The following is a 21,128-nucleotide window of genomic DNA, read 5'->3' on the forward strand; positions in this document are numbered from 1 at the left end:
ATCGGGCGGGCTTTACCCGATCGCTGTCACGTCCAGCAAGATCGCGCTCTCGGGCCACTGCGCGGGCATCAGCACACCGACCGAGGCGAGGGCGGCGCCGTTCAGCTCCACGGTTCCACCGTCGGCCGACCAGGCCGCGGACCGCGACTCGGGCCCGGGTGTCGCGACCTTGCCGACGCGGTACGTGCGCCGCGGGTCGAGCCCGGGCAGGCGGACCCGCCCGACGGCCGACGTCACCGACTGCTGTGTCTGTACGACGCTGAACACCGCGCGCGAGCCGTCCTGCGCGACGACACCGTGGACCAGCACGTCCGCCGGGCCGCGGTCGGCGCGGACCACGCGACCGGAGTGCAGCAACGGCCGCAGCTCCTTGTGCAGCGCGACCCAACCCTTGAGTTCCTGGCGCTCCTCGGCGCTCGCCGAGGCGATGTCCCACTCGATGCCGAAGTGCCCGAACAGCGCGGTGATCGCGCGGAACGACAGCGTCTGCGTGCGGCCGGTGGTGTGCGCCCGCGGCGGGCCGACGTGGCAGCCGATCAGCTCCGGCGGCAGCAGCAGCTGCGTGTACCGCTGGATGGTCTGCCGCTCCAGCGCGTCGTTGCTGTCGCTGCCCCAGATCCGGTCGGTGCGCTCCAGGATGCCGAGGTCGACGCGCGCGCCGCCCGACGAGCAGGACTCGATCTCCAGGCCCGGGTGCCGGCGCTTCAGCTCGTCGATCAGCCGGTACACCGCGGCGGTCTGCGCGTGGATGCCCGCGGTCCCGGTGTGCTGGTTGCCGCCGTCAACGAAGTCGCGGTTGTGGTCCCACTTCAGGTACGCGATGTCGTACTCGGACAGGATGCTGTCCAGCCGCTCGAGGATGTAGTCGTACGCCGCCGGGATCCCGAGGTTCAGGCCCTGCTGGTGGCGTGCGGTCGGCGGGGTCCGGTCGCCGGCTGCGAGGATCCAGTCCGGGTGCTCGCGGGCCAGGTCGGAGTCCGGGTTCACCATCTCCGGCTCGACCCACAGCCCGAACTGCAGGCCGAGGCTCTTCACGTGGTCGACCAGCGGGTGCAGGCCCTTCGGCCAGATGCCCTCGTCGACGTACCAGTCGCCGAGCCCGGCGTGGTCGTCGCGGCGGCCGCGGAACCAGCCGTCGTCCAGCACGAACCGCTCGGCCCCGACCTCGGCGGCCGCGTCCGCGAGCGCCTTCAGCTTGTCGAGGTCGAGGTCGAAGTACACGGCCTCCCAGGTGTTCAGTACGACGGGACGCTCGGTCCGCGGGTGGTTCGGCCGCGCGCGCAGGTACTCGTGGAAGCGGTGCGAGACCTGGTCGAGGCCGACGCCGTACGAGCCGTAGATCCACGGGGTGCTGTAGGTGCCGTTCGGCTCGAGGCGGCCCTCGCCCGGCAGCAGCAGCTCGCCGCCGCCGATCACGCCGTACCCGCTCATGCCGCGTTCGGCGTACGACCGGTGGTTGCCGCTCCAGGCGGTGTGCACGCCCCAGATCTCGCCGGTGCGGAAGCCGAAGCCCTCGGTGCCGGCAAGCAGCAGCAGGGTCGCGTCGGCGCCGGTGCGGCCGCGGCGGTTGTCGCGGAGGTGCGCGCCCTGCGTGAACGCGTGCCGCTGCGGGTGCCGCTCGCCGATGTGGCGGCCGGTCATGTCGAGCAGTTCGGTGGCCTCGGTGGGGACCGGCAGCGCGAGGTACAGGCCGTCGACCATGTAGGGCGTCGAGCCGGTGTTGGTCAGGTCGGCCTTGGTCTTCACCAGGCCCGAGTCGGTGAGCTCGATCGTCAGCCGGAGCTCCAGACCGGCGTCGGCGGCGTCGACCTGCACGGAGTTGCCGGTCTGCGCGACGCTGTTCAGCTTGAAGCTCGCGGAGAAGTCCTGGCCGTCGCGGTGCCCGTTCAGGCCGGGGAGGCCGAACCAGCCGGCCGAGTACTCCGGCACCAGCGCGATCGGGAGGTTGGCGTCGAGGCCGTTGCCGTCCTGGACCGCACCGGCGCCGCGCCGCAGTTCCAGCAGAGCGTCCCCGGTCAGCTCGCCGAGATCCGCACCCCAGTGCAGGACGGACGGGAGGGCCGGACCGGAGCAATCCAGGACCAGGCTGACGCCGGAAGCCCGGAGCTGCAGAATCTCGATGTTCGACACTGTTGATTCACTCTGCTTTCTGATTGATTTCAGGACGGAACTATTTACCTCGTCAGCCCACTTGTCAATGCTTCACGAAGTTAAGTAAAGACCCTAGGGGTCTCTACAACGAAGGAACAGGTGCGATCAGCGGCTGAGCCGCGCCCGGACGAGCAGCTCGTGCAGCCCGGGTTCAGCGGCCGGCCGGTCCGGCAGGCCGGTCACTGCCTCGGCCTCATCGAGCACGCCGTGCAGCCGCAGCACGTCCGCGGCGAGCTGTTCCCGGGTCGGCCCGTCCAGCGGCGCATGTTCGGCCTCGGCCTTGGCCGCCATCAGCTCAGGCAGGTACGACGGCCCGGCGTCGAGTTCGCGCAGATCCGCCTGGACCTCGCCGGTCCGCATTAGGTGGATCCCGGTCAGGAGCACCCGGAAGGTGTACAACAGCGGCTTCAGCTCGCCCTTCTTCTCGAAGAACTCCCACTGCGTCTTCGCGAAACCGCGATAGTGGTGCGCGTGCCATTTGGTGATGCAGCCGCCGGCGAGTGCGACGAGTTCCTCGTGTTCCGGCGTACTGACGACGACCAGCGGCGAGAGCACCTGCTCGAGGACGTAGCCGTTGCGGCGGAGCATCAGGCGGGCGAACTTGGCCAGGTCGTGGGTGACCAGGTCGACCTCGGCCTCGTTCTCGAACCAGGTGCGGTCGAGGGTGTCCGGGCCGGTGCGGAGGCCGACCACCTCGGCGGCAGGCAGGACATGTACGCCGCGCAGGTCGACGTCGGAGTCGCGGGACGGGAAGCCGTACAGGTGCGCGCCGGAGACCGTTGCGAACAGCAGCGGGTAGGGCTGCTCCCCCATGATCGTCCGCAGCTCCGCGTAGTCGAGCTGCCGCATGTCACGCGTCACCGAGACTCCTTCGCCGTACCGAACGCAGCCACTCGTCGACGGTCGCGACGTCCGGCGTGGCCGGAAGGACCGTGCGCTGCAGGGCCTGGTCGAGTTCCTCGTGCAGTTGCAGGCGCCAGCGCTCGACCTCGTCCCACGGGAGCTCGCCGCGCTTGACCGCGAGCAGACGTTCGCGATGCGGGCCGACATCGACGACGAGGGTTGCCTCCAGCAACAGCTCGCGGGCCGAGAGCAACAGCCTGATCAGGTGCATGACGTGCTTCCACTTCGGCGTACCGTCGCGGCGGAAGTCCGTCTCGAGCTTCTTGAACTGGCTGAGCACGTAACCGGAGTACGTCTGGTAGGCCAGCTGGGACAGGAACGCCTTGCGCAGGCCGACGAGCTCCGTGCCGAGATCCGTCTGGCGGACCACGAGCGGCGAGTGCAGGACCTCGAGCAGGTTCGGGTTCGACTTCAGGGCGAGCTCGCAGAACCGCTCGACCTCCCACGAGAACCACTCGGGCTCCGGCCCGTCGACGTGCGTCGGCGGCTTCGCGAGCGACCAGAACGCCTCGGTCGGGGCGACGTACACCCCGCGGGTGTCGGTGTCCGACTGGTCGGTGTCCAGGCCGAACGCGCGCGACCCGACGACCGCGGCGTAGATCGTGTGCTCGCGGACCAGCCGGTCGCCGTCGGGCTGGTCGAGTTCGATCGCCTCGTCCTGGTATGCCGTCCGCAGGCTGAGCTGGTCCCGCCGCGCGACGGTCTCCCGGCCGTCGACGAGACGGACCGTGTAGCGGCCGTCGGCGGTGATGCCGGCCACGCGCCCGGTGGCGCCGCGCTGCGCCGTACCGCCCTGGTCGTCGGGCGCGGCGACGCGGATCACCACCTGCATGCCCACCGGCAACTGCGGTCCCTGGACTGACACCCGCCCCATGCTGCCGGAGCACCGATCCCCACGCCATCACATTCCCGCCGCCGGCCCGCCGCCCCGCGCGGCAGCGCCGCGCGGGGCGGATTGTGATGGCCTGGAGGTTATTGACAAATTTTTCTGTCAATTGCAGAGTGGGGCCATGCAGTACGTCGAGGAACCCGAGAAGCTGCGGCTGGCACTGTCGCCGATCCGGCGGCGGCTGCTCGAGTTGCTCCGGGAGCCCTCGTCGGCGACGCAGCTCGCGGCGACGCTCGACCTGCCGCGGCAGCGGGTGAACTACCACCTCCGCGAGCTGGAGAAGGCCGGCCTCGTCGAGCTCGTCGAGGAGCGCCGGCGGCGCGGGCTGACCGAGCGCATCCTGCGCGCCTCGGCGGCGGTGGTGGTCGATCCGGCGGTGATGGGCATGGCGTTCACGCAGATCCAGGACCAGTACGCCGCCGAGCACCTGGTCGAGGTCGCCGCCGGGACCGTGCGGGACGTGGCGCGGATGCAGAGCGCCGCGGACGCGGACGGGAAGCGGCTGCTGACGTTCACGGTGGAGGCCGAGGTGCGGTTCGCGGAGCCGGGCGACGTGCACCGGTTCACCGACGCGCTGACCGCGGCCGTACGCCGGGTGGTGGAGGAGTTCGACAGCGAGGGCGGGCGGCCGTACCGGCTGATCGCGGGCGGTCACCCCGCACCCCGCCGTACCGAAGGAGAGACATGAAGATCGTGGTGACGGTGGCCGCTCCGGTGGAAGCGGTGTGGGACGCCCTGCGGGACAAGGAGAAGATCCGGCACTGGCACGGCTGGGAGTACGACGGGCCGGAGGGCGGGCTCGACGAGGAGATCGACCTGATCTACTTCACCCAGGCGGTCGAGGACGGTACGACGCTGCGGATCGGGAACGGCGACGAGTTCGCCGTCGAGGCGCACGAGGGCGGCTCCCGGATCACGTTGACGCGGGCGCCGATCGGCGCGGACCCGGAGTGGGACGCGTACTACGACGACGTCACCGAGGGCTGGATCACGTTCCTCCACCAGCTCCGGTTCGCCGTCGAGCGGCAGCCCGGCGCGGCCCGGCACACGCTGTTCTTCTCGGGTTCGGGACCGGTGTCGCCGCTGAGCGAGCTGCAGGTGCCCGAGCAGCCGGCCGGGACGGCGTACGAGCTCGAGCTCGTCGGCGAGCCGGTGAAGGGCGAGGTCTGGTACCGGTCCGAGCACCAGGTCGGGCTCACGGTCGATGCCTGGGGCAACGGCCTGCTGGTGCTGAGCCACGTCCCGCCGGGCGACCTGAAGCCCGACGGCGCGGCGATGGCGATCCTGTCGCTGTACGGCGACACGGCCCGGGACGAGATCGCCGCCCGCTGGCGGACCTGGTGGCGCGAGCGCTACCCGGAGGAGCTGAAGATGTTCGAGTGACACCGTGGTGACAGTGCGCAAAGATGTCAGCACGCTGAGTCTGCGCGGGCTGGTTACCGGGAAGTATCTCGCCGACGGTGATCGAGCGGTCACCGACCTTCGGCGAGAGAGGGCTTCCGGTGCGAACTCGTGTCTCCGCGGCAATCGTCGTCCTGTCCCTGACCGGCCTCGGCCTGGTCGCGTCCCCGGCGTACGCCGACGGCCCCGGCACGGGAACGCCGTACGTCGTCACCGTCGGCGACTCGTACATCTCGGGCGAGGCCGGCCGCTGGGCCGGGAGCTCGAACGACTCCGAGACGCCGGCCGACGCGCTCGGCGCGCACGCGTACCACGACAACGCGAGCCGTACCGGCGAGCAGATCCCGCGCTGTCACCGCAGCCTGTCCGCGGAGGCGTACATCGGCGGCGCGGTCGGCGGGGTGAACCTCGCCTGCTCCGGCGCGCGCACCACGACCGGCGCGGGTGAGTACTTCAAGCCCGGCATCGACTTCTACGACGACGGCGCCGGGCACCTCGGGCAGGCGAAGGCGCTGCAGCAGTTCGCGGCTCTGCACAACGTGAAGCAGGTGGTCGTGTCGATCGGCGGCAACGACTTCAACTTCGCGGCGATCGTCACGCAGTGCGTGCAGAACTTCCTGCTGTCGCCGTCGTGGAACCCCGACTACTGCCGCGACGACTCGTCCGTGGTCGCCAACTTCACGGCCGCCAACGTCACGACGGTGCGCTCCCGGATCGCGACGGCCTTCCAGAACATCCGCACCGCGATGCGGAACGCCGGGTACGGCGACAACGCCTGGAATCTCGTCGTACAGACGTATCCGTCGCCGATCCCGGCCGCAAGCGGGTTCCGGTACGGGCAGACCGGGTACACACGGCAGAGCGTCGGCGGCTGCGGCTTCTGGAACGCGGACGCCGACTGGGCGAACAGCACGGCGCTCGTCACGATCAACAACACGGTCCGCGCGGCGATTGCCCAGTCGGGCCTCACCAACACGCGGGTGTTGGAGCTCCAGTCCGCCTTCAACGGCCGCCGCCTGTGCGAGAAGGGTGTAGGCCTCTACGAGGAGGTAGGCCTCACTTCCTGGACCCAACCGACGGCTGTAGACCGCACCGAATGGATCAACCAGATCCGCACCGTCACGACCATCGGCTCGAACTACTACATCCAGGAGTCCCTACACCCCAACTACTGGGCCCAACTGGCCCTACGCTCCTGCGTACGCCAGACCTACACCCTCAACCGAGGCGGCACCTGCACAATCACAGCCCCCGGCCTCTCCAACGGCGAACCACGCATGACCCTGAGCTAGAACCCGCGGCCTGCTGTGAGCGGCTTGTCGCGCAGGGCGCGGGGATGCCGCGGGCGGGCTGCTGCACAGGGCGCGGGATGCCGTGAGCGGGTTGTTGCGCAGGGTGTGGGGATGCTGTGAGCGGGTTGTTGCGGACGGTGGCGGGGGTGGAAAGGGGTGGTACTGCTGGTGGTCTGGGGCGGGTGTGGGTGGCAGAATCGCGCAGACGGGTTGGCTGCCGCGGGGGTGCGACTCCCTGGCGGGGCGACCGATCGCGAACAGGACGACGCCGGCTGGGGTGTGAGTGGAAACCGAATTCGTGCTGTCGCTCGGCGACCAGCGCTGGACGCTGCCGGCCGGGGCCGACACGATCACCATCGGCCGCGCCTCCAACGCCGACATCCGGCTGCAGGCGGACGACCAGATCTCCCGCATCCACGCCCGCCTCACCCGCGACGCCGCCACCTGGACCCTCCACGACGAGTCCCGCAACGGCACCGGCCTGAACGGCCACCGCCTCACCACCCCCACCCCCCTCACCACCGGAGACCGAATCCACATCGGCCGCTCCGTCCTCACCTTCCACAAATCCACCCTCCCAACCCCGAACGCGTCCAATCCCCCGGCTCCCCCAACCACCCCAGCCGACGACCACGCCGCCCACCTACCCGACGCGTCCCCGCAAGCCCTACCGCCCACCACCCCACCGGTCCCGGCGCCCGACGTACCCGCCGCAGCGCCCGCACACCCGGCTGACGAGTTCGCCCCCGCGCACCCGGCGGACGAGTTCGCGCCAGCGCACCCCGCGGACGAGTTCGCGCCCGCGGCCGACGTACGCCGCAACGCCCCATCCGCTAGTACGCCGTACCCGGCCGACTCCGACCAGGCGTTCCCGGCAGACCCGGCGCCCGACGTACCCGCAGCCCCCGTATACCCAGCAGACGAGTTCGCCCCCGCAGCTGACGCACGCCGCAGCGAGCCGTCCGCGAGTACGCCGTACCGGACCGAGTCCCGGCAGGCGTTCCCGGCAGACCCGGGGCTCGGTTCGGAGGGTTCGCGGGGCCGGGCGGCGGACGGGTTCGCGGGCGAGCGCCTCGGGTACGGCGGATCGCCGGACCAGCCAGCAGCCGAAGCCGACTCCCCGTACGCATCCACCCGACCGACCCCGGAAGCACCACCCGGCAACCGCGCCCCGAACGCCAACCCGTTCGCCCCTGACCACGGCGCATCGGACGCCAACCCGTTCACCTCGGACGACCGCGCGTCAGACGCCAACCCGTTCACCTCGGACGACCGCGCGTCAGACGCCAACCCGTTCGTCCCGGGCAACCAGGCGGCTGCCAGCCCGTTCGCTCGGGACGAGCCCGCGGCCGGCGGTTACAGCCCGTTCGCCCCGGATCGGGCCTCCGACGGAGGCGATCCGGTCGCTCCGGACGGCCGCTCGCCCGACGGCGCGGGCCAGTCCGCGCCGGAAGGCCGCTCTCCCGGCGGTGGCGGCCGGTACTCGGCGGACGAGCCTGTGGCCGACGGACGCAATCCGTTCGCGTCGGACTCGCGGGGGGATGCGGGGCGGGGGGACGAGTATGGGGTTGTGGGGCTTGTTCCTGGGTTTGAGGGTAGGGATGGGCGGGCGGGGGATGGTTGGGCGGCTTATCCGTCGGCGGACAATCCGGAGCCGGTGCGGTCGCCCTGGGAGGTGTCGGCTCGGATCGAGCAGTCGGAGCCGAACTGGAACCAGTCCGACAGTTGGCCCGATCCCACGGTCGCCAGTACGGATCGGCGTACGAAGGATCGTCGCTCGGGCGGCGCGGATCCGGGTGTGGATGGGCTCCCGGGCGCGGACCGGCGTACGGAGAGTCAGCCCGGCGCGGATCGTCGTGCCCAAGGACGCTCCGCGGACGGTGATACCGACGGCGCGGATCGTCGTACGAGCGAGGGTGCGGACCGGCTGCCTGGCACAGGTGAGGACGACGCCGTAGGGACCGTTCGGCTCGGGCGGGTGTTGATTGTGGCGGGAGGTGTGATCGGACTCGGCCTGGTGGTGAATCTGATCGTCACCTTCCTGTCCGACGGGCCCGGTAGTGCCCTGCGTTGGCTGGTGCCGCCGGGGATCGCCCTGATCGTCGGCATGGCGCTCGCGCTGGCCGACGCCGCCGCACCCAAACCCCATCGGCCCAGCCGCCTCGACGTCTCGGTCATCGTCGCGATCGTCGTCGTGCTCGTCGGCGTCGGCGTCGGTGGCTTCGCGCTGACCGCGGGAACGGAGTATGTCGGCGGCTACCTGACCGGCAACGAGTCCGGCGAGGACCGCCTGATCAAACCCGTCTCGCGAACCGCCTCAGGCATCACGATCACCGTCGAGAACGTCACGTACACAGGCCATTTCACCCGCATCGAGGTCGCGGTCGCGAACGCCGGCAAGCAGCCGGTCACGATCCCCCTCGACGGTACGACGTTCACCGCCGCCGACGGCACCGCGCTGCGCGCCGACACCGGCAAGAGCTCCTGGCCGAGCGCGTTCCCGGCCGGCGGCACCGAACACGGCACGGTCACGTTCAAGAGCCACCTGCCCGACAGCGCCGACACCGCCGTGCTCACGTTCAAGCCCGGCTCCAGCACCTTCACGATCCCCGGTGTGGCCCTCAGCAAGTAAATATCGATTTTTGATATAGTCGCGTCCGTGAGTGACCTGGACGTCGACCGGCTGACCACTGTCATCGAGGACTTCAACACGCTGTTCATCCGGCTCCCGTCGGTGCAGCGGTTCAACTTCTCCACGCTGTCCGTGCTGCACACGCTCAATCGCAACGGCCCGCTCCGCCTCACCGCCCTGCTGGCGACCGAGCAGCTCAAGCAGCCCGCCCTGACCAGCCTGGTCGCGAAACTCGAGCAGGACGGTCTGGTGCGACGCGAGCCCGACCCGACCGACGGCCGCGCCAGCCTGCTCTCACTCACCGACGCCGGTCAGGAGATCGTCCGCTCGCGGCACGCGCACCGCGTCACGAAGCTCGCCGCGCTCGTCGACCGGCTCACCCCCGACGAGCGCGCCGTACTCGCGGGCTCGATCGACGTACTGCATCGCATCACCGAGATCGCAGAGGAAAACGCATGATCGCGACCCCGATAGCCGTCCCCGACGAGGTTCTCGACGACCTGCGCCGCCGTCTCCGCGCGACCAAGTGGCCGCGCGACGCCGGCAACGACGACGGCTTCTACGGTGTACGCCGGACCCGCCTGCAGCCGCTCGTCGAGTACTGGGCCGACGGCTTCGACTGGCGCGCGGCCGAGAAGGCGATGAACGCGTACGACCACTACCGCGTCGATGTCGGCGACGTCCCGGTGCACTTCCTCCGCCGCCCGGGCGTCGGGCCGGCGCCGATCCCGCTGATCCTCAGCCACGGCTGGCCGTGGACGTTCTGGCACTGGTCGAAGGTGATCGACCGGCTCGCGGACCCGGCGTCGTACGGCGGCGACCCGGCGGACGCGTTCGACGTGATCGTGCCGTCGCTGCCCGGGTTCGGGTTCTCGACGCCGACCCGGCCGGACATGAACTTCTGGAAGATCGCCGACGTCTGGCACGAACTCATGACCGGGGTCCTCGGTTTCCCGAAGTACGCCGCGGCCGGCTGCGACGTCGGCGCGCTGGTGTCGGGGCAGCTGGCCCACAAGTACGCCGACGAGCTCTACGGCATCCACATCGGGTCGGCGCTGAAGCTGGACTTCTTCAACGGCGACCGCGGCTGGGACCTGAGCGGCGGCCGGCCGATCCCGGAAGGGCTGCCGCCCGAGATCCACGCCGGGATCGTCGCGTTCGAACGCCGGTTCGCCGCGCATCTCGCGGCGCACGTCCTGCACCCGAGCACGCTCGGCTACAGTCTCGCGGACTCCCCCGCCGGCATGCTCGCGTGGATCCTGGAACGCTGGCTGAGCTGGTCCGAGGGCGACGACGCCTTCACCGACGCCGAGCTGCTCACGCACGCGACGATCTACTGGGCCGGCAACGCGATCGACACCTCGATCCGCACGTACGCCAACAACAACCGCTACCCGTGGACGCCGTCGCACGACCGGACACCGGTGATCGAGGCGCCGACGGGTATCACGTTCGTCGGCTACGAGAACCCGCCGGGCGTCCACACCCCGGAGCAACGCGTCCAGCACTTCCTCGGGAGCGACCGCGCGGCCTGGTACAACCACACCAACATCACCGCGCACCCGAACGGCGGCCACTTCATTCCGTGGGAGCTGCCAACGGAATGGACCGACGACCTCCGCCGCACCTTCCGTCAGGTACGCCGGAAGTAGGCCGCCGTGCGCGCGTCCGCCGGGAGGTACGTCTCGACGGCGACCTCCTCGAGCGTGACGTCGAAGGCCGTGCCGAAGGTCGTGATCGTACTGAGGAACGCGAGGTCGGTGCCGCGGTGGTGAAGGTGGATCGGAAGCGCGATGTCGGCCGGATCCGGCGGCGTCGTGTCGACGGGGCCATGGGCAACAAGTTCGTCGTACAGCTGGTGCAGCATCGGATCACCGGAGGCGGCGGCCTGGCGGAGGAGGCGCGGCAGCAGGTAACCGCGGACCTGCTCCAGATTGCGGATCGCCAGCCCCTGTGGATGCAGGCCGAGGCGCATTAGGTTGATCGGTGCCGCCAGCAACTTCCGGTCGACGGTGGCGAGGAACGCGGTGAAGGAATCGTTGGCCAGCAACAGGTTCCAGCGCCGGTCGACGGCGACCGCCGGGTACGGCGCGTGCGCGTCGAGCACCTGCTCCAGCGCCGCGCGTACTCGCGTCATGTCCGGAGCGTCGAGCGACGTCTGCCGGAACACCGGCGCGTGACCGGCAGCGATCAGCAGCCGGTTGCGTTCGCGGAGCGGTACGGCGAGCTGCTCGGCGAGCCGCAGTACCATCTCGCTGCTCGGGATCGTCCGTCCCGTCTCCACGAAACTCACGTGCCGCGCCGACACGTCCGCCTGGATCGCGAGATCGAGCTGACTCAGCTTCCGCCGCTGCCGCCACTCCCGCAACATCTGCCCGACCGGCCTGTCCGTACTCACATCTCCGAGTATCGCGGCCGGCGCAATGACGAGGCTGGTAATCGACAGCGCCGCCGCCCGTTGCGCATCGTCGTCGCATGACGATCGAGCAACTCGTAGTCCACGCGTTCCAGGAGTTCGCCAACGGCAACCTGGAGCCCCTTCGCCCACTCCTGCACGAGAACTTCGTCGAACACAACCCCGACAACCCGTCCGGCCGCGACGCATTCATCGAATCCATCGGCCGGGCCCCGGTCGCCACCGCACAACTGGATCTGCAACACGTCATCGCCGACGACACCCATGTCGTCCTGCATTACTTGATGACAACCCCGGACTCCACGCGAGCCGTCGCCGACATCTGGCGCTTCGAGAACAACCAGATCGTCGAACACTGGGACGTCGTACAACCGCTGTGAGCTCAGATTTCGCGCCAGGTCTCGGCGAAGGCCAGTGCCGCGGAGCTGCCGAACCAGCCCTCGGGCTGGTGCACCTCCCCGTGGGCCGGTACGCCGTTCACCCGGACGTCCGCGCCGGCGCACGGGCGGGCGATCGCGGAGGTCTCGTAGCCGGTGAGGCGGGTCTGCACCTGGAACGTGTCGAGTACGTCGCGCCACTCGAGCTCGATCGTGGTGGTCGTGGTGACGCAGGTGATCCGGTGGAAGAGGTCGCCGCCGGAGACCTCGGTGAAGCGCGCGGGGACCGGCGGGCGCGCCTCGATGCCGCGGCCCCGGATGGTGTCGTAGTCGCGGTAGAAGTGCTCCCAGACGTACTGCGCCAGCGCCGGGTTGTCGGCGTACATCCCGGTCGGGGACGCCGCGCCGAGCCCGGTCGCCGTCGGATCGGCCCAGATCAGCAGTGCGCGGCCCGGGCCGACGGGTGAGTACGTCGCCTTCCACATGCTCGCGAGGAGGACGAGGTCGTCGCTGCCGGGGCGGTACAGGACGATCATCGGGTTCTCTCCGGCGATCGCGATACCACGCTGGATGACGGGCTCGGGCAAGGACATGGCTGTCATCCAATCACAGCAGGTCGGCGCAGAAGGTGCGGATCGCCCGGTTGACGATCGTTGGGCGTTCCCACGGGAGGAAGTGCCCGGCGCCCTTGATCCAGAACGGGCCGACCGCGTCGGGGAAGGCGATCGCGCACCGCTGGTCGGCGTGGTCGCCGAGCGTGACCTGGTCCTCGCCGATCAGCACCAGAACCGGCTGCCGCACCGGCCGGTCGAGCAGCTCCGGCGCGGACAGCGGCCGGGTGCCCATCACGACCTCGTAATCGGCGAAGGCGGCGCGCAGCCGGTCCGCGTCGCCGTACGGTTCGGTCAGGAACGCCAGGTCCGCGTCGTCGAAGGCGTCGGGCGGGCACCACAGGCGGTGCCCGTAGAACTCGCCGATGTAGCGCCGGCGCTGCTCGGGCGTCGCCAGCTCGGCGACGAGCGCGTCGGCGTGGTGTCCCTGGAGGCGCTGGTAGTCGTAGACGGCCGGCTTGGCCCGGGTCGGCGGGATCCCCGCGGCGGCGAACGCCTCGCCCAGGTCGGGCATCGAGTCGTCGAGGATCACCAGGCGACGTACCCGGTCCGGATGCCGGTTCGCCAGGTCGACGGCGACCATCGCCCCGAGATCGTGCCCGGCCACGACCGCACTGTCCCACCCGAGCGCGTCGAACAGCCCCGTCAGATCGGCGTTGAACGCGTTGAGGTCGTAGAACCCGTCCGGCGCGACGTCGGAGTCGCCGTACCCCCGCAGATCCGGCGCAACCACGTCGAACCCCGCCTCGGCCAAGGGCACCAGATTGTGCGCCCAGATCCGGCTGGTACACGGAAACCCATGCACCAGCAACAACGGCACCCCACCATCCCCCCGCCGCCGCACAGCCAGCCCAAGCCCCCGCCGTACGCCGACCCGCACCGGCTCGACAATCTCACCAGGAAGAACCATGCCCCAGACCTACACCAATATCCGGACGAACCACCTCCGGAAACTGCGGTACCCCGGGTCCACATCCGCAGGGCAGCGGCTGGGACGTGGAAGAATGGCTGCTGGAGATGAGGAGGAGACAATGACAGCTGTCCCGCTGCCGCCCGCCCATCTGCTCACCGTTGCCGAGTACGCGACGCTCGGCGAGGACGAGACCGGCCGGTCCGAGCTCATGGAGGGCAATCTTGTGATGTCGCCGAGCCCCAGCCCGGACCACAACATGGCCGCGCTGCGGATCGCGCTGCAGTTGATGCCGCAACTGCCGCAGGATCTCGAAGTCATCACCGATGTCGACGTCGATCTCGAACTGGCGCCACCCGACCAGCCCGGTTTCTCCCGGCGGCCTGATGTCATCGTCGTACGCCGCACCGCCCGCCCGCGCGTTCGGGCCGAGGGCGGGCTGATCCGGGCGTCGGAGATCCTCGTCGTGACGGAGATCGTCTCCCCGGGATCACGCCGTACGGACAACGTGGTCAAGCGGGCCGAGTACGCCGATGCGGGCATCCCGCACTACTGGATCGTCGACCTCCAGGAACCGGCCTCGCTTCTCGCATGCCACCTGACCGAGAAGTTCGGTTACCTCGACTCCGAGGTGGTCGGTGGCACGTTCACCAGCACCGCGCCGTTCGCAGTCAACCTCGATCTCAACGATCTTCGCTGACCTTCGCCGCGTGTCCGTGACCGGCGACGTACGGTGGCGGGTATGCGGACTGTTTTGATCACCGGTGCGACGGATGGGCTTGGGCGGGAGTTGGCGCTGCGGTTGGGTGCTGCGGGGGATCGGGTGCTTGTTCATGGGCGTGATCGGGGGCGCGCTGAGCGGGTCGGGGCCGAGATCGTTGCGGCGGGTGGGCCGGAGCCGGAGATCTTGCTGGCGGAGCTGGGCGAGCTGCGGGCGGTGGGGAAGCTGGCCGGGGGCATCAGTGGGGGGCTCGACGTGATCGTGAACAATGCCGGTATCGGTGCCGGGCGACCGGGTACGGCGCGTGAAGTGAGCGCGGACGGGATCGAACTGCGGTTCGCCGTCAACTACCTGGCCGGGTACTACCTGACCCGGCTGCTGCTGCCGCGGCTCGCTCCGAACGGGCGGATCGTCAACGTCGCGTCGGCCGGTCAGCAGGCGGTCGACTTCGACGACCCGATGATGGAGCGCGGCTGGGACGGGTTCGCGGCGTACCAGCGCAGCAAGCTGGCCCAGATCATGTTCACCGTCGACCTCGCCGCCGAGCTCCCCGGCGTACTGGTCAACGCGTTGCATCCGGCAACCTTCATGAACACCACGATGGTGACCGAGAGCGGCGTCACCCCGACCAGCACCGTCGCCGAGGGCGCCGACGCGACGATGCGCCTGATCACCGGAACGGACCTCCCGACCGGCCGCTACTTCAACGGCCTCCACGAGTCCCGCGCGCATTCCCAGGCGTACGACGCGCACACCCGCGAGCGTCTCCGAGAACTCTCGGACGCACTCATCGCGCGAGCGGTCGGCTGAGAGTTCACGTCCAGTAGACCGGGCTCCGGATCTCGACGGACGCTCTGAAGATCTTGGTGAGAGCCTCGACCGTGTAGGCGAAATCGCCCGCCGAGTACGGCCGCGAGCGCGTCAGCAGCCGGCTTGCTCCGCCTGGGAGCACGGTGGGTACGAGCGTCTCGCCCCGCGACGGGTGGTCGAGATCTGTGAGCCAGGCACAGCCGTCGTCCGCGGTGCGCTGGCCGATCCGTCGGGCGCGGAACAGTTCCTCGTCGTCCCCGCCGGTCACGAACAGGCCGTTGTCGTCGATGCCGACGCGGTACCCGGGGCCCATCGTGAAGAGGCCGCCGAACGCAGGATTCTGCGTTGCGACCAACGCCCCGGACTCGTCGTACAGCTCGGCCCGGATTCCGATGACACCGGCCGTGCTGAAGTCCGCGAGCTCCCGCAGCGCCTCACCAGCGTCCTCCGGCGAGACCTCACCGCCGTTGCCCTCGGGCAACACCCGCCGCAGGACCGGAAATCTCCCCCACCCGACGGCACCGAGCGCCCACTGGAACCGCCGGTACCCGGACCAATTGCCGATGTGCGCGGCCGCGAAGTCCATATCCGCATGACTGCAGCCGACCGCAGACTAGCGGTCGGTCGAGCCGGCTCGGTAGCTGGTCGGGGAGGTGCCGTAGTGGGTGCGGAAGCGCCGGGAGAGGTGGAATTCGTCGGAGAAGCCGATGCGGCGGGCGATCTCGCGGCAGGTGAGGTTGGTTGCCCGGAGCAGGGTTGCGGCCACCTCGAGGCGGCGGTCGTTGCGGTAGGCAAGCGGTGAGCGACCGAAGTGCTCCCGGAAGCCGCGCCGGAACCGGTCGTACTCGAGATCGAGCTGGACCGCCACGTCGCGCATCTCCAGCCGCGCCGCCAGGTCCTCGCTGAGCAGCCGCGCCGCCTGGTCCCAACGCGCCGTCTCGTCGTCAACAGGTAACACCAGCGCAGCGGACAGCCAGCCCGCCAGTGCCCAGATCTGCTGCTCGGCTCCCGACCGCGGCGGAGCCCCGCGAAGCAGCAGCGCCAGATCCGCCGACCGCACACCCCGCGGCAGCGGCCGAGGCCCCGACCACGTCAGCCGTTCCGTACGACGCAACAGCTCGAACGCAGGCCCTTCGACGACAGCGAACCACTCACTCCAACGCTGCCCCGGGCGCGTGCCGTACCAATGCCGCTCACCAGGCAGCACCACCGTCAGCGAAGGCGCGACGATCGGTTCGGTCCGCCCATCGGCGTGCCGGTAGAAGCCCGTACCGGCCGTGACCAGTGAGATCACCGTGCCCGGCAGCGAGTGCAGCGGTCCCGGTACCAGCGGCTCGGCGTCCGAGACCTCCCCGGCCAGCAGCACCCGGCCGAACGGCGTCGGCTCCTGGTCCGACATCGTGATCCGCTGATATCCGCCGCTCATCGGACACCTGCCTGCCAGAAAGTGCATCGAACAGCCACCGCGAGCATTCCGGCCCGCACGTCCGGTTTGCCAGAGTGATCATCATGAATTCCACGAGCCAGTTGGTCAGCGACGCGCAGGTGACGCAGTACGCCGAGGAGGGGTACTTCGTCCTCGAGAACGTGATCGGCCCCGCGGACCTGGAACTGTTGCGCGGTGCCGCGCAGTTCTCCATGGACCGCCTCGACGCCGCCATGGAGGACGCCGGCGTGGACCGGATCGGCATCAACGCCAAGGGCAAGCGGTACTTCAGCAACATGGTCTACCAGCAGCGCCCGGAACTCCGCAGCTTCATCTTCGGCCCGGTCATGGAGCGGATCTGCCGCCGGGTGCTCGGCGACAACGCCTTCCTGTTCTGGGAGCAGTACGTGATCAAGGCCGGCGATCCCGACACCACCTTCGCCTGGCACCAGGATTCGGGGTATGTCCACGAGAACCACACGCCGTACCTGACCTGCTGGATCGCCCTGGACGATGTGACCGAGGAGAACGGGTCGGTCTACCTGCTGCCGTACAGCCGCTCCGGCATCAAGTCGTACGTCAAACACCTCCCGATCGAGACCGGCGACCAGGTCTGCTACTTCGGCTCCGATCCCGGCCTGCCGGTGGTCGTGCCGACCGGGTCGATCGTCTGCTTCTCCAGCACGGTGATCCACCGCAGCGGCGCGAACCTCACCGACAAGCTCCGCCGCGTCTACCTGCTGCAGTACTCCCCCGAGGTGATCATGAACAGCGACGGTACGGCGCCCCACGGATCCTTCGAGCCCTTCCTGGTGGACGGCAAGGTCGCCACCGCACATCCCTGACGGCACTCGAAAGTCACCCGGCGAACGGGTTCGGGATGGCATCCAGCAGCAGCCGGGTGTAGTCGTCCTTGGGCGACCGGATCACGTCCAGCGACGGCCCCTGCTCGACGACCTTGCCCTCGTTCAGTACGACGACCTCGTCGCAGAGCATCCGCGCGCTCAGCAGGTCGTGGGTGATGTAGAGGATCCCGACGTCGCGCTCGTGCACCAGCTTGTCGAACAGCTCGAGTACCTCGGCCCGGATCGACACGTCGAGGCTCGAGATCGGCTCGTCGGCGACGATCAGCTCGGGTTCGACCGCCAACGCGCGCGCGATCACCACTCGTTGCCGCTGGCCCCCGGACAGCTCGTGCGGATACCGGTTGACGAACCGCTGTCCTGGGGACAGCGCCACCGTCTCCAGCAGCTCGATCACCCGCTCCCGGAGCCGCGCACCATGCAGGTGCTGGAAGTTGATCAAGGGCCGCGCCAGCGTCGCGCCGAGGGTCTTCGTCGGGTTGAGCGCCGAGTACGGATCCTGGAACACCATCTGGACACTGCCGCGGTAGTCGCGCAGCCGGCGACCGCGCATCCGCGCGACGACCTGATCGCCGTCGGAGCCGTGGAACGTGATCCGCCCGGAGGTCGGCGCGTCGACCCCGGTGATCATCCGGGCGATCGTCGACTTGCCACTACCGCTCTGCCCGACCAGGGCCGTCACGCCGCGACGACGCAGTACGAAGCTCACTCCGGTCACCGCCTCGGTCCGGACCGTCCGCAGTCCCTGCCTGCGGACGTAGGTCTTGGACACGTCGTCGACGGTGATCAATGGCCGGCTCTCCACCAGCTCGGCCGCCTCGGCCGCCGACTTCACGAACTGCGGCCCGGCGAAGGTACGGATCACAGGTCCGATCTCGGCGCCGGTCACATTCTCTGCGACGCCCCGCTGGACGGCCGCGACGTGACACGCCACCAGCCCGTCCCCGATGCCGACCTGCGCGGGCTCGACCTCGGTACAGGTACTGATCCGCTCCGGACACCGCGCCGCGAACGCACACCCCGCCGGCCGATGCGCGAGATCCGGCGGGCGGCCCGGGACATACGTGATGCGGACCGTCTCCGCCCGCGGATCGCCGTACGATCCCAGCAATCCTTTGGTGTACGGATGCAGCGGGTCGCGGAGCAGCTGCTTGGTCGCCTGGTCCTCGACGAGCTTGCCCGCGTACATCACCATGGTCCGGTCGGACAGGTCGAGCACGGTGCCGAGGTCGTGGCTGATGAAGAGCACCGCGAAGCCGAGCTCCCGCTGCAGCCGCCGGACGTTCTCCAGGATGTTGTGCTGCACAACGACATCCAGTCCGGTCGTGGGCTCGTCGAGTACGACGAACCGCGGCCCGATGGCGAGCGCCAGCGCGAGGTTGACCCGCTGCCGCATCCCGCCGGACAGCTCGTGCGGATACGCGGTCATGAACTTCGGGTCGATCAGGACCATCTCGAACAGCGTCCTGATCCGGTCGGTGACCTCCTTGCCGCGCAACGCGGTGTGGCATTCGATGACGTCGGCGAACTGCGCCTCGACCCGGGCCACCGGGTTCAGCGCGTTCATGCTGCTCTGGAAGACCGTCGAGATCTCCCGCCAGCGGTACTTCCGCAGCGCGTCCTGGCTCAGGTGGGTGATGTCCGTGCCGTCGAAGGTGATGGACCCGCCGCTGATCCGTCCCGGCCGTTCCAGCAACCGCAGTACCGCCGTACCGACCGTGGTCTTGCCCGAGCCGGACTCGCCGATCAGGCCCACGAACTCCCCGTCGTCGATGCTGAAGCTGAGCCGGCTGACCGCGTCGACGGCGGGCCGCTGCTTCGGTTCGTAGCGGACCGACAGATCCCGTACTTCGAGGAGCGCCACGTCTCAGTCCTCCCTCAGGTGCGGATTGCTCAACAGGTCGATGCCGAAGTTGATGAACGCCATCGAGGTGATCAGGACGGCCAGCACCAGGCCGGGGACGAACACCCAGGCGAACAGGCCCTGGGAGATCGCGCCGGCGGCGTCGGCCTGATAGAGGATCGTTCCCCAGGAGACCGAGTCGCTGCTGCCGAGTCCCAGCACCGCGAGCCCGGCCTCGGCGCCGATCGCGCCGGTGGCGGCGCCGACGAATGCGGCGGCGACCAGCGAGGTCATGTTCGGCAGGATCTCGGAGAAGATGATCCGGAGCGGCCCGTCGCCGGAGAACTTCGCCGCGGTGACGAAGTCCCGGTTCCGCAAGGTGATGATCTGGGCCCGCTTCCCGCGGGCCGCGCCGGCCCAGGAGGTGATCGCGATGACCCCGACGATCAACGGGATGCCGCGCGTGTCGGAGTACGCGACCAGCGTGATGATCAACGGCAGCACCGGGATGACCAGTGCGGTGTTGGTGAGGAAGGTCAGCACGTCGTCGACGACGGTGCCTTCCGCGTAGCCGGACACCAGCCCGATCAGCAGCGCGATCGCGGTCGCCAGCAGACCACCGAGCAGCCCGACGATCAGCGAGACCCGGCTGCCGTAGATCACCTGGGAGAACACGTCGACACCGGCCACGTTCGTCCCGAGCAGGTGCCGCGCCGACGGCCCGGTCAACGGGGTGAACGAACCGTCGGTCGGTCCGTACGGCGCGATCACCGGGGCCAGCAGTGCGACCAGGACGTAGATCGCCACGACGACGATCCCGAACCGGGCCTTCTTACTACTCCACACTACGCGGTACCAGCGGTCGGCGACGTCTGTTCCTACGGCCACGGTGCTCATGCGGCTGCCCTCCTGGCCCGCGGATCGAGGATGCCGTACAGCAGATCGGCGATCAGGTTGGCGACCAGCGTCACGACCGCGGTCAGCAGCATCAGGCCCTGCAACAGCGGATAGTCCTTGATGCCGACCGCCTCACCCATCAGCCGGCCGAGGCCGGGATAGTCGAAGACGGTCTCGACCAGGATGGTGCCGCCGAGGACGCCGCCGAGCGCGAGGGCGAACCCCGCCACGCTCGGCAGCAGCGCGTTCCGGGCGGCGTAGCGCAGGGCGATCATCCGGTCCGGCAGCCCCTTGGCACGGGCCAACCTGATGTAGTCCTCGCCGAGATTCATGATCATCGTGTTCCGCATCCCGAGGATCCACCCGATCGGCGTCACGATCATCAACGTCAGCGCCGGCAGGAACGCGTGCGACACCGCGTCGTAGATGAACGCGCCGTTGAACCCCGGCGTCGACGCCTCGTACCCGCCGGCCGTCGGGAACCAGCCGAGGCCGTAGCCCAGCCCGTAGATCAGCAGCAAGGCAATCCAGAACGGCTGCAGGGTTCCGACGAACGTGGAGACCACGGTCACCGACGTGTCGAACCGGCTGTTCCGCCGCCAGGCCGCGAAGGCGCCCAGCAGGATCCCGATCGCGAACGACAGCACCTGGACGGCGCCGACCAGGATGACGGTCCACCAGAACGCCATCCCGATCACCTCCGCCACCGAGTACGGGAAGTACGTGTAGGAGATCCCGAGGTTGCCGTGCAGCAGCTGGTCCAGGTACTGCCAGTACTGACTGAACAGCGAGCCGGACGGCGTACCCAGCAGATCGCGCATCGCCTCCACCTGCGCGCGATTCAGTTGCGCGTCCTTCCCGGCCAGGTTCTGCACCATCAGTTCGGCGGGATCCCCCGGCTGCAGCCGGGGGATCAGGAAGTTCAGCGTCACGACCGCCCACAGGGTGAGCACGAAGAAGCCGAGCTTGCGCGCGAAGTAGCGCAT

At 69.4% G+C, this 21,128-nt stretch carries 21 protein-coding genes; 10 read left to right on the forward strand and 11 right to left on the reverse strand.

Translation table 11 applies throughout. From position 1 onward, the window contains the following. Nucleotides 1–12: 12 nt before the first annotated feature. The 3 genes from ABN611_RS03180 to ABN611_RS03190 form a co-directional block, all read right to left on the reverse strand. Nucleotides 13–2,130 (reverse strand): alpha-galactosidase, encoded by a 2,118-nt coding sequence (locus ABN611_RS03180; protein ID WP_350278235.1) that lies wholly within the window; start codon nucleotides 2,128–2,130, stop codon nucleotides 13–15. 126 nt (nucleotides 2,131–2,256) lie between these two features. Further along, on the reverse strand, nucleotides 2,257–3,012 hold the full coding sequence (locus ABN611_RS03185) for a nucleotidyltransferase domain-containing protein (RefSeq protein ID WP_350278236.1): 756 nt from the start codon (nucleotides 3,010–3,012) through the stop codon (nucleotides 2,257–2,259). Further along, complete coding sequence (locus ABN611_RS03190; RefSeq protein ID WP_350278237.1) at nucleotides 3,002–3,919, reverse strand: nucleotidyltransferase domain-containing protein; 918 nt, start codon at nucleotides 3,917–3,919, stop codon at nucleotides 3,002–3,004. The genes ABN611_RS03185 and ABN611_RS03190 overlap by 11 nt, the downstream gene beginning before the upstream one ends. Nucleotides 3,920–4,064: 145 nt before the next feature. On the opposite strand from ABN611_RS03190, the gene ABN611_RS03195 reads away from it, so the two are divergent. From ABN611_RS03195 to ABN611_RS03220, 6 genes are all read left to right on the forward strand, one after another. Then, on the forward strand, nucleotides 4,065–4,631 hold the full coding sequence (locus ABN611_RS03195) for a helix-turn-helix domain-containing protein (protein WP_350278238.1): 567 nt from the start codon (nucleotides 4,065–4,067) through the stop codon (nucleotides 4,629–4,631). Continuing rightward, nucleotides 4,628–5,326 (forward strand): hypothetical protein, encoded by a 699-nt coding sequence (locus ABN611_RS03200; RefSeq protein ID WP_350278239.1) that lies wholly within the window; start codon nucleotides 4,628–4,630, stop codon nucleotides 5,324–5,326. The genes ABN611_RS03195 and ABN611_RS03200 overlap by 4 nt, the downstream gene beginning before the upstream one ends. Before the next feature lie 119 nt (nucleotides 5,327–5,445). After that, nucleotides 5,446–6,636, forward strand: coding sequence for a hypothetical protein (locus tag ABN611_RS03205; protein WP_350278240.1), 1,191 nt, complete (start codon nucleotides 5,446–5,448; stop codon nucleotides 6,634–6,636). A gap of 283 nt (nucleotides 6,637–6,919) precedes the next feature. Next, nucleotides 6,920–9,268 carry an FHA domain-containing protein gene (locus ABN611_RS03210; RefSeq protein WP_350278241.1) on the forward strand — a complete coding sequence of 783 codons (2,349 nt, stop codon included), beginning with the start codon at nucleotides 6,920–6,922 and terminating at the stop codon, nucleotides 9,266–9,268. A gap of 27 nt (nucleotides 9,269–9,295) precedes the next feature. After that, on the forward strand, nucleotides 9,296–9,727 hold the full coding sequence (locus ABN611_RS03215) for a MarR family transcriptional regulator (protein ID WP_350278242.1): 432 nt from the start codon (nucleotides 9,296–9,298) through the stop codon (nucleotides 9,725–9,727). Further along, complete coding sequence (locus ABN611_RS03220; protein ID WP_350278243.1) at nucleotides 9,724–10,920, forward strand: epoxide hydrolase family protein; 1,197 nt, start codon at nucleotides 9,724–9,726, stop codon at nucleotides 10,918–10,920. Before ABN611_RS03215 ends, ABN611_RS03220 begins: the two co-directional genes overlap by 4 nt. Here ABN611_RS03220 and ABN611_RS03225 read toward each other — a convergent pair. Further along, entirely contained in the window at nucleotides 10,902–11,666 is a 765-nt protein-coding gene (locus ABN611_RS03225) for a helix-turn-helix transcriptional regulator (RefSeq protein ID WP_350278244.1), read from the reverse strand. The genes ABN611_RS03220 and ABN611_RS03225 overlap by 19 nt on opposite strands. Nucleotides 11,667–11,743: 77 nt before the next feature. Here ABN611_RS03225 and ABN611_RS03230 point away from each other — a divergent pair, with 77 nt between their 5' ends. Continuing rightward, nucleotides 11,744–12,064 (forward strand): nuclear transport factor 2 family protein, encoded by a 321-nt coding sequence (locus ABN611_RS03230; RefSeq protein WP_350278245.1) that lies wholly within the window; start codon nucleotides 11,744–11,746, stop codon nucleotides 12,062–12,064. A 2-nt stretch (nucleotides 12,065–12,066) separates the two neighbouring features. Here ABN611_RS03230 and ABN611_RS03235 read toward each other — a convergent pair whose 3' ends face one another. Both ABN611_RS03235 and ABN611_RS03240 read right to left on the reverse strand, forming a co-directional pair. After that, nucleotides 12,067–12,654 carry a hypothetical protein gene (locus ABN611_RS03235; protein ID WP_350278246.1) on the reverse strand — a complete coding sequence of 196 codons (588 nt, stop codon included), beginning with the start codon at nucleotides 12,652–12,654 and terminating at the stop codon, nucleotides 12,067–12,069. A 13-nt stretch (nucleotides 12,655–12,667) separates the two neighbouring features. Next, nucleotides 12,668–13,582, reverse strand: coding sequence for an alpha/beta hydrolase (locus tag ABN611_RS03240; RefSeq protein WP_350278247.1), 915 nt, complete (start codon nucleotides 13,580–13,582; stop codon nucleotides 12,668–12,670). A 121-nt stretch (nucleotides 13,583–13,703) separates the two neighbouring features. Between ABN611_RS03240 and ABN611_RS03245 the strand changes: the two genes are divergently transcribed. Continuing rightward, nucleotides 13,704–14,282, forward strand: coding sequence for a Uma2 family endonuclease (locus ABN611_RS03245; protein ID WP_350278248.1), 579 nt, complete (start codon nucleotides 13,704–13,706; stop codon nucleotides 14,280–14,282). A gap of 42 nt (nucleotides 14,283–14,324) precedes the next feature. Next, nucleotides 14,325–15,113 carry an SDR family NAD(P)-dependent oxidoreductase gene (locus tag ABN611_RS03250; RefSeq protein WP_350278249.1) on the forward strand — a complete coding sequence of 263 codons (789 nt, stop codon included), beginning with the start codon at nucleotides 14,325–14,327 and terminating at the stop codon, nucleotides 15,111–15,113. A 4-nt stretch (nucleotides 15,114–15,117) separates the two neighbouring features. Here ABN611_RS03250 and ABN611_RS03255 read toward each other — a convergent pair whose 3' ends face one another. Together ABN611_RS03255 and ABN611_RS03260 are read right to left on the reverse strand one after the other, a co-directional pair. Next, nucleotides 15,118–15,699 (reverse strand): hypothetical protein, encoded by a 582-nt coding sequence (locus ABN611_RS03255; RefSeq protein ID WP_350278250.1) that lies wholly within the window; start codon nucleotides 15,697–15,699, stop codon nucleotides 15,118–15,120. A 27-nt stretch (nucleotides 15,700–15,726) separates the two neighbouring features. Continuing rightward, a complete protein-coding gene (locus ABN611_RS03260; protein ID WP_350278251.1) occupies nucleotides 15,727–16,539 on the reverse strand; it encodes an AraC family transcriptional regulator in 813 nt (270 codons plus the stop codon). A gap of 83 nt (nucleotides 16,540–16,622) precedes the next feature. On the opposite strand from ABN611_RS03260, the gene ABN611_RS03265 reads away from it, so the two are divergent. Beyond that, nucleotides 16,623–17,384, forward strand: a complete 762-nt coding sequence (locus tag ABN611_RS03265) for a phytanoyl-CoA dioxygenase family protein (protein ID WP_350278252.1) — start codon at nucleotides 16,623–16,625, stop codon at nucleotides 17,382–17,384. Nucleotides 17,385–17,397: 13 nt separating this feature from the next. Here the strand turns inward: ABN611_RS03265 and ABN611_RS03270 are convergent, their stop codons facing one another. From ABN611_RS03270 to ABN611_RS03280, 3 genes are read right to left on the reverse strand one after another with little or no spacing between them, the layout of a single operon-like run. Continuing rightward, nucleotides 17,398–19,266, reverse strand: coding sequence for an ABC transporter ATP-binding protein (locus tag ABN611_RS03270; RefSeq protein ID WP_350278253.1), 1,869 nt, complete (start codon nucleotides 19,264–19,266; stop codon nucleotides 17,398–17,400). 3 nt (nucleotides 19,267–19,269) lie between these two features. After that, on the reverse strand, nucleotides 19,270–20,142 hold the full coding sequence (locus ABN611_RS03275; RefSeq protein ID WP_350278254.1) for an ABC transporter permease: 873 nt from the start codon (nucleotides 20,140–20,142) through the stop codon (nucleotides 19,270–19,272). After that, on the reverse strand, nucleotides 20,139–21,128 hold the full coding sequence (locus ABN611_RS03280; protein WP_350278255.1) for an ABC transporter permease: 990 nt from the start codon (nucleotides 21,126–21,128) through the stop codon (nucleotides 20,139–20,141). The genes ABN611_RS03275 and ABN611_RS03280 overlap by 4 nt, the downstream gene beginning before the upstream one ends.

Origin of the sequence: Kribbella sp. HUAS MG21 (genome assembly GCF_040254265.1) — a bacterium.
Classification (GTDB): domain Bacteria; phylum Actinomycetota; class Actinomycetes; order Propionibacteriales; family Kribbellaceae; genus Kribbella.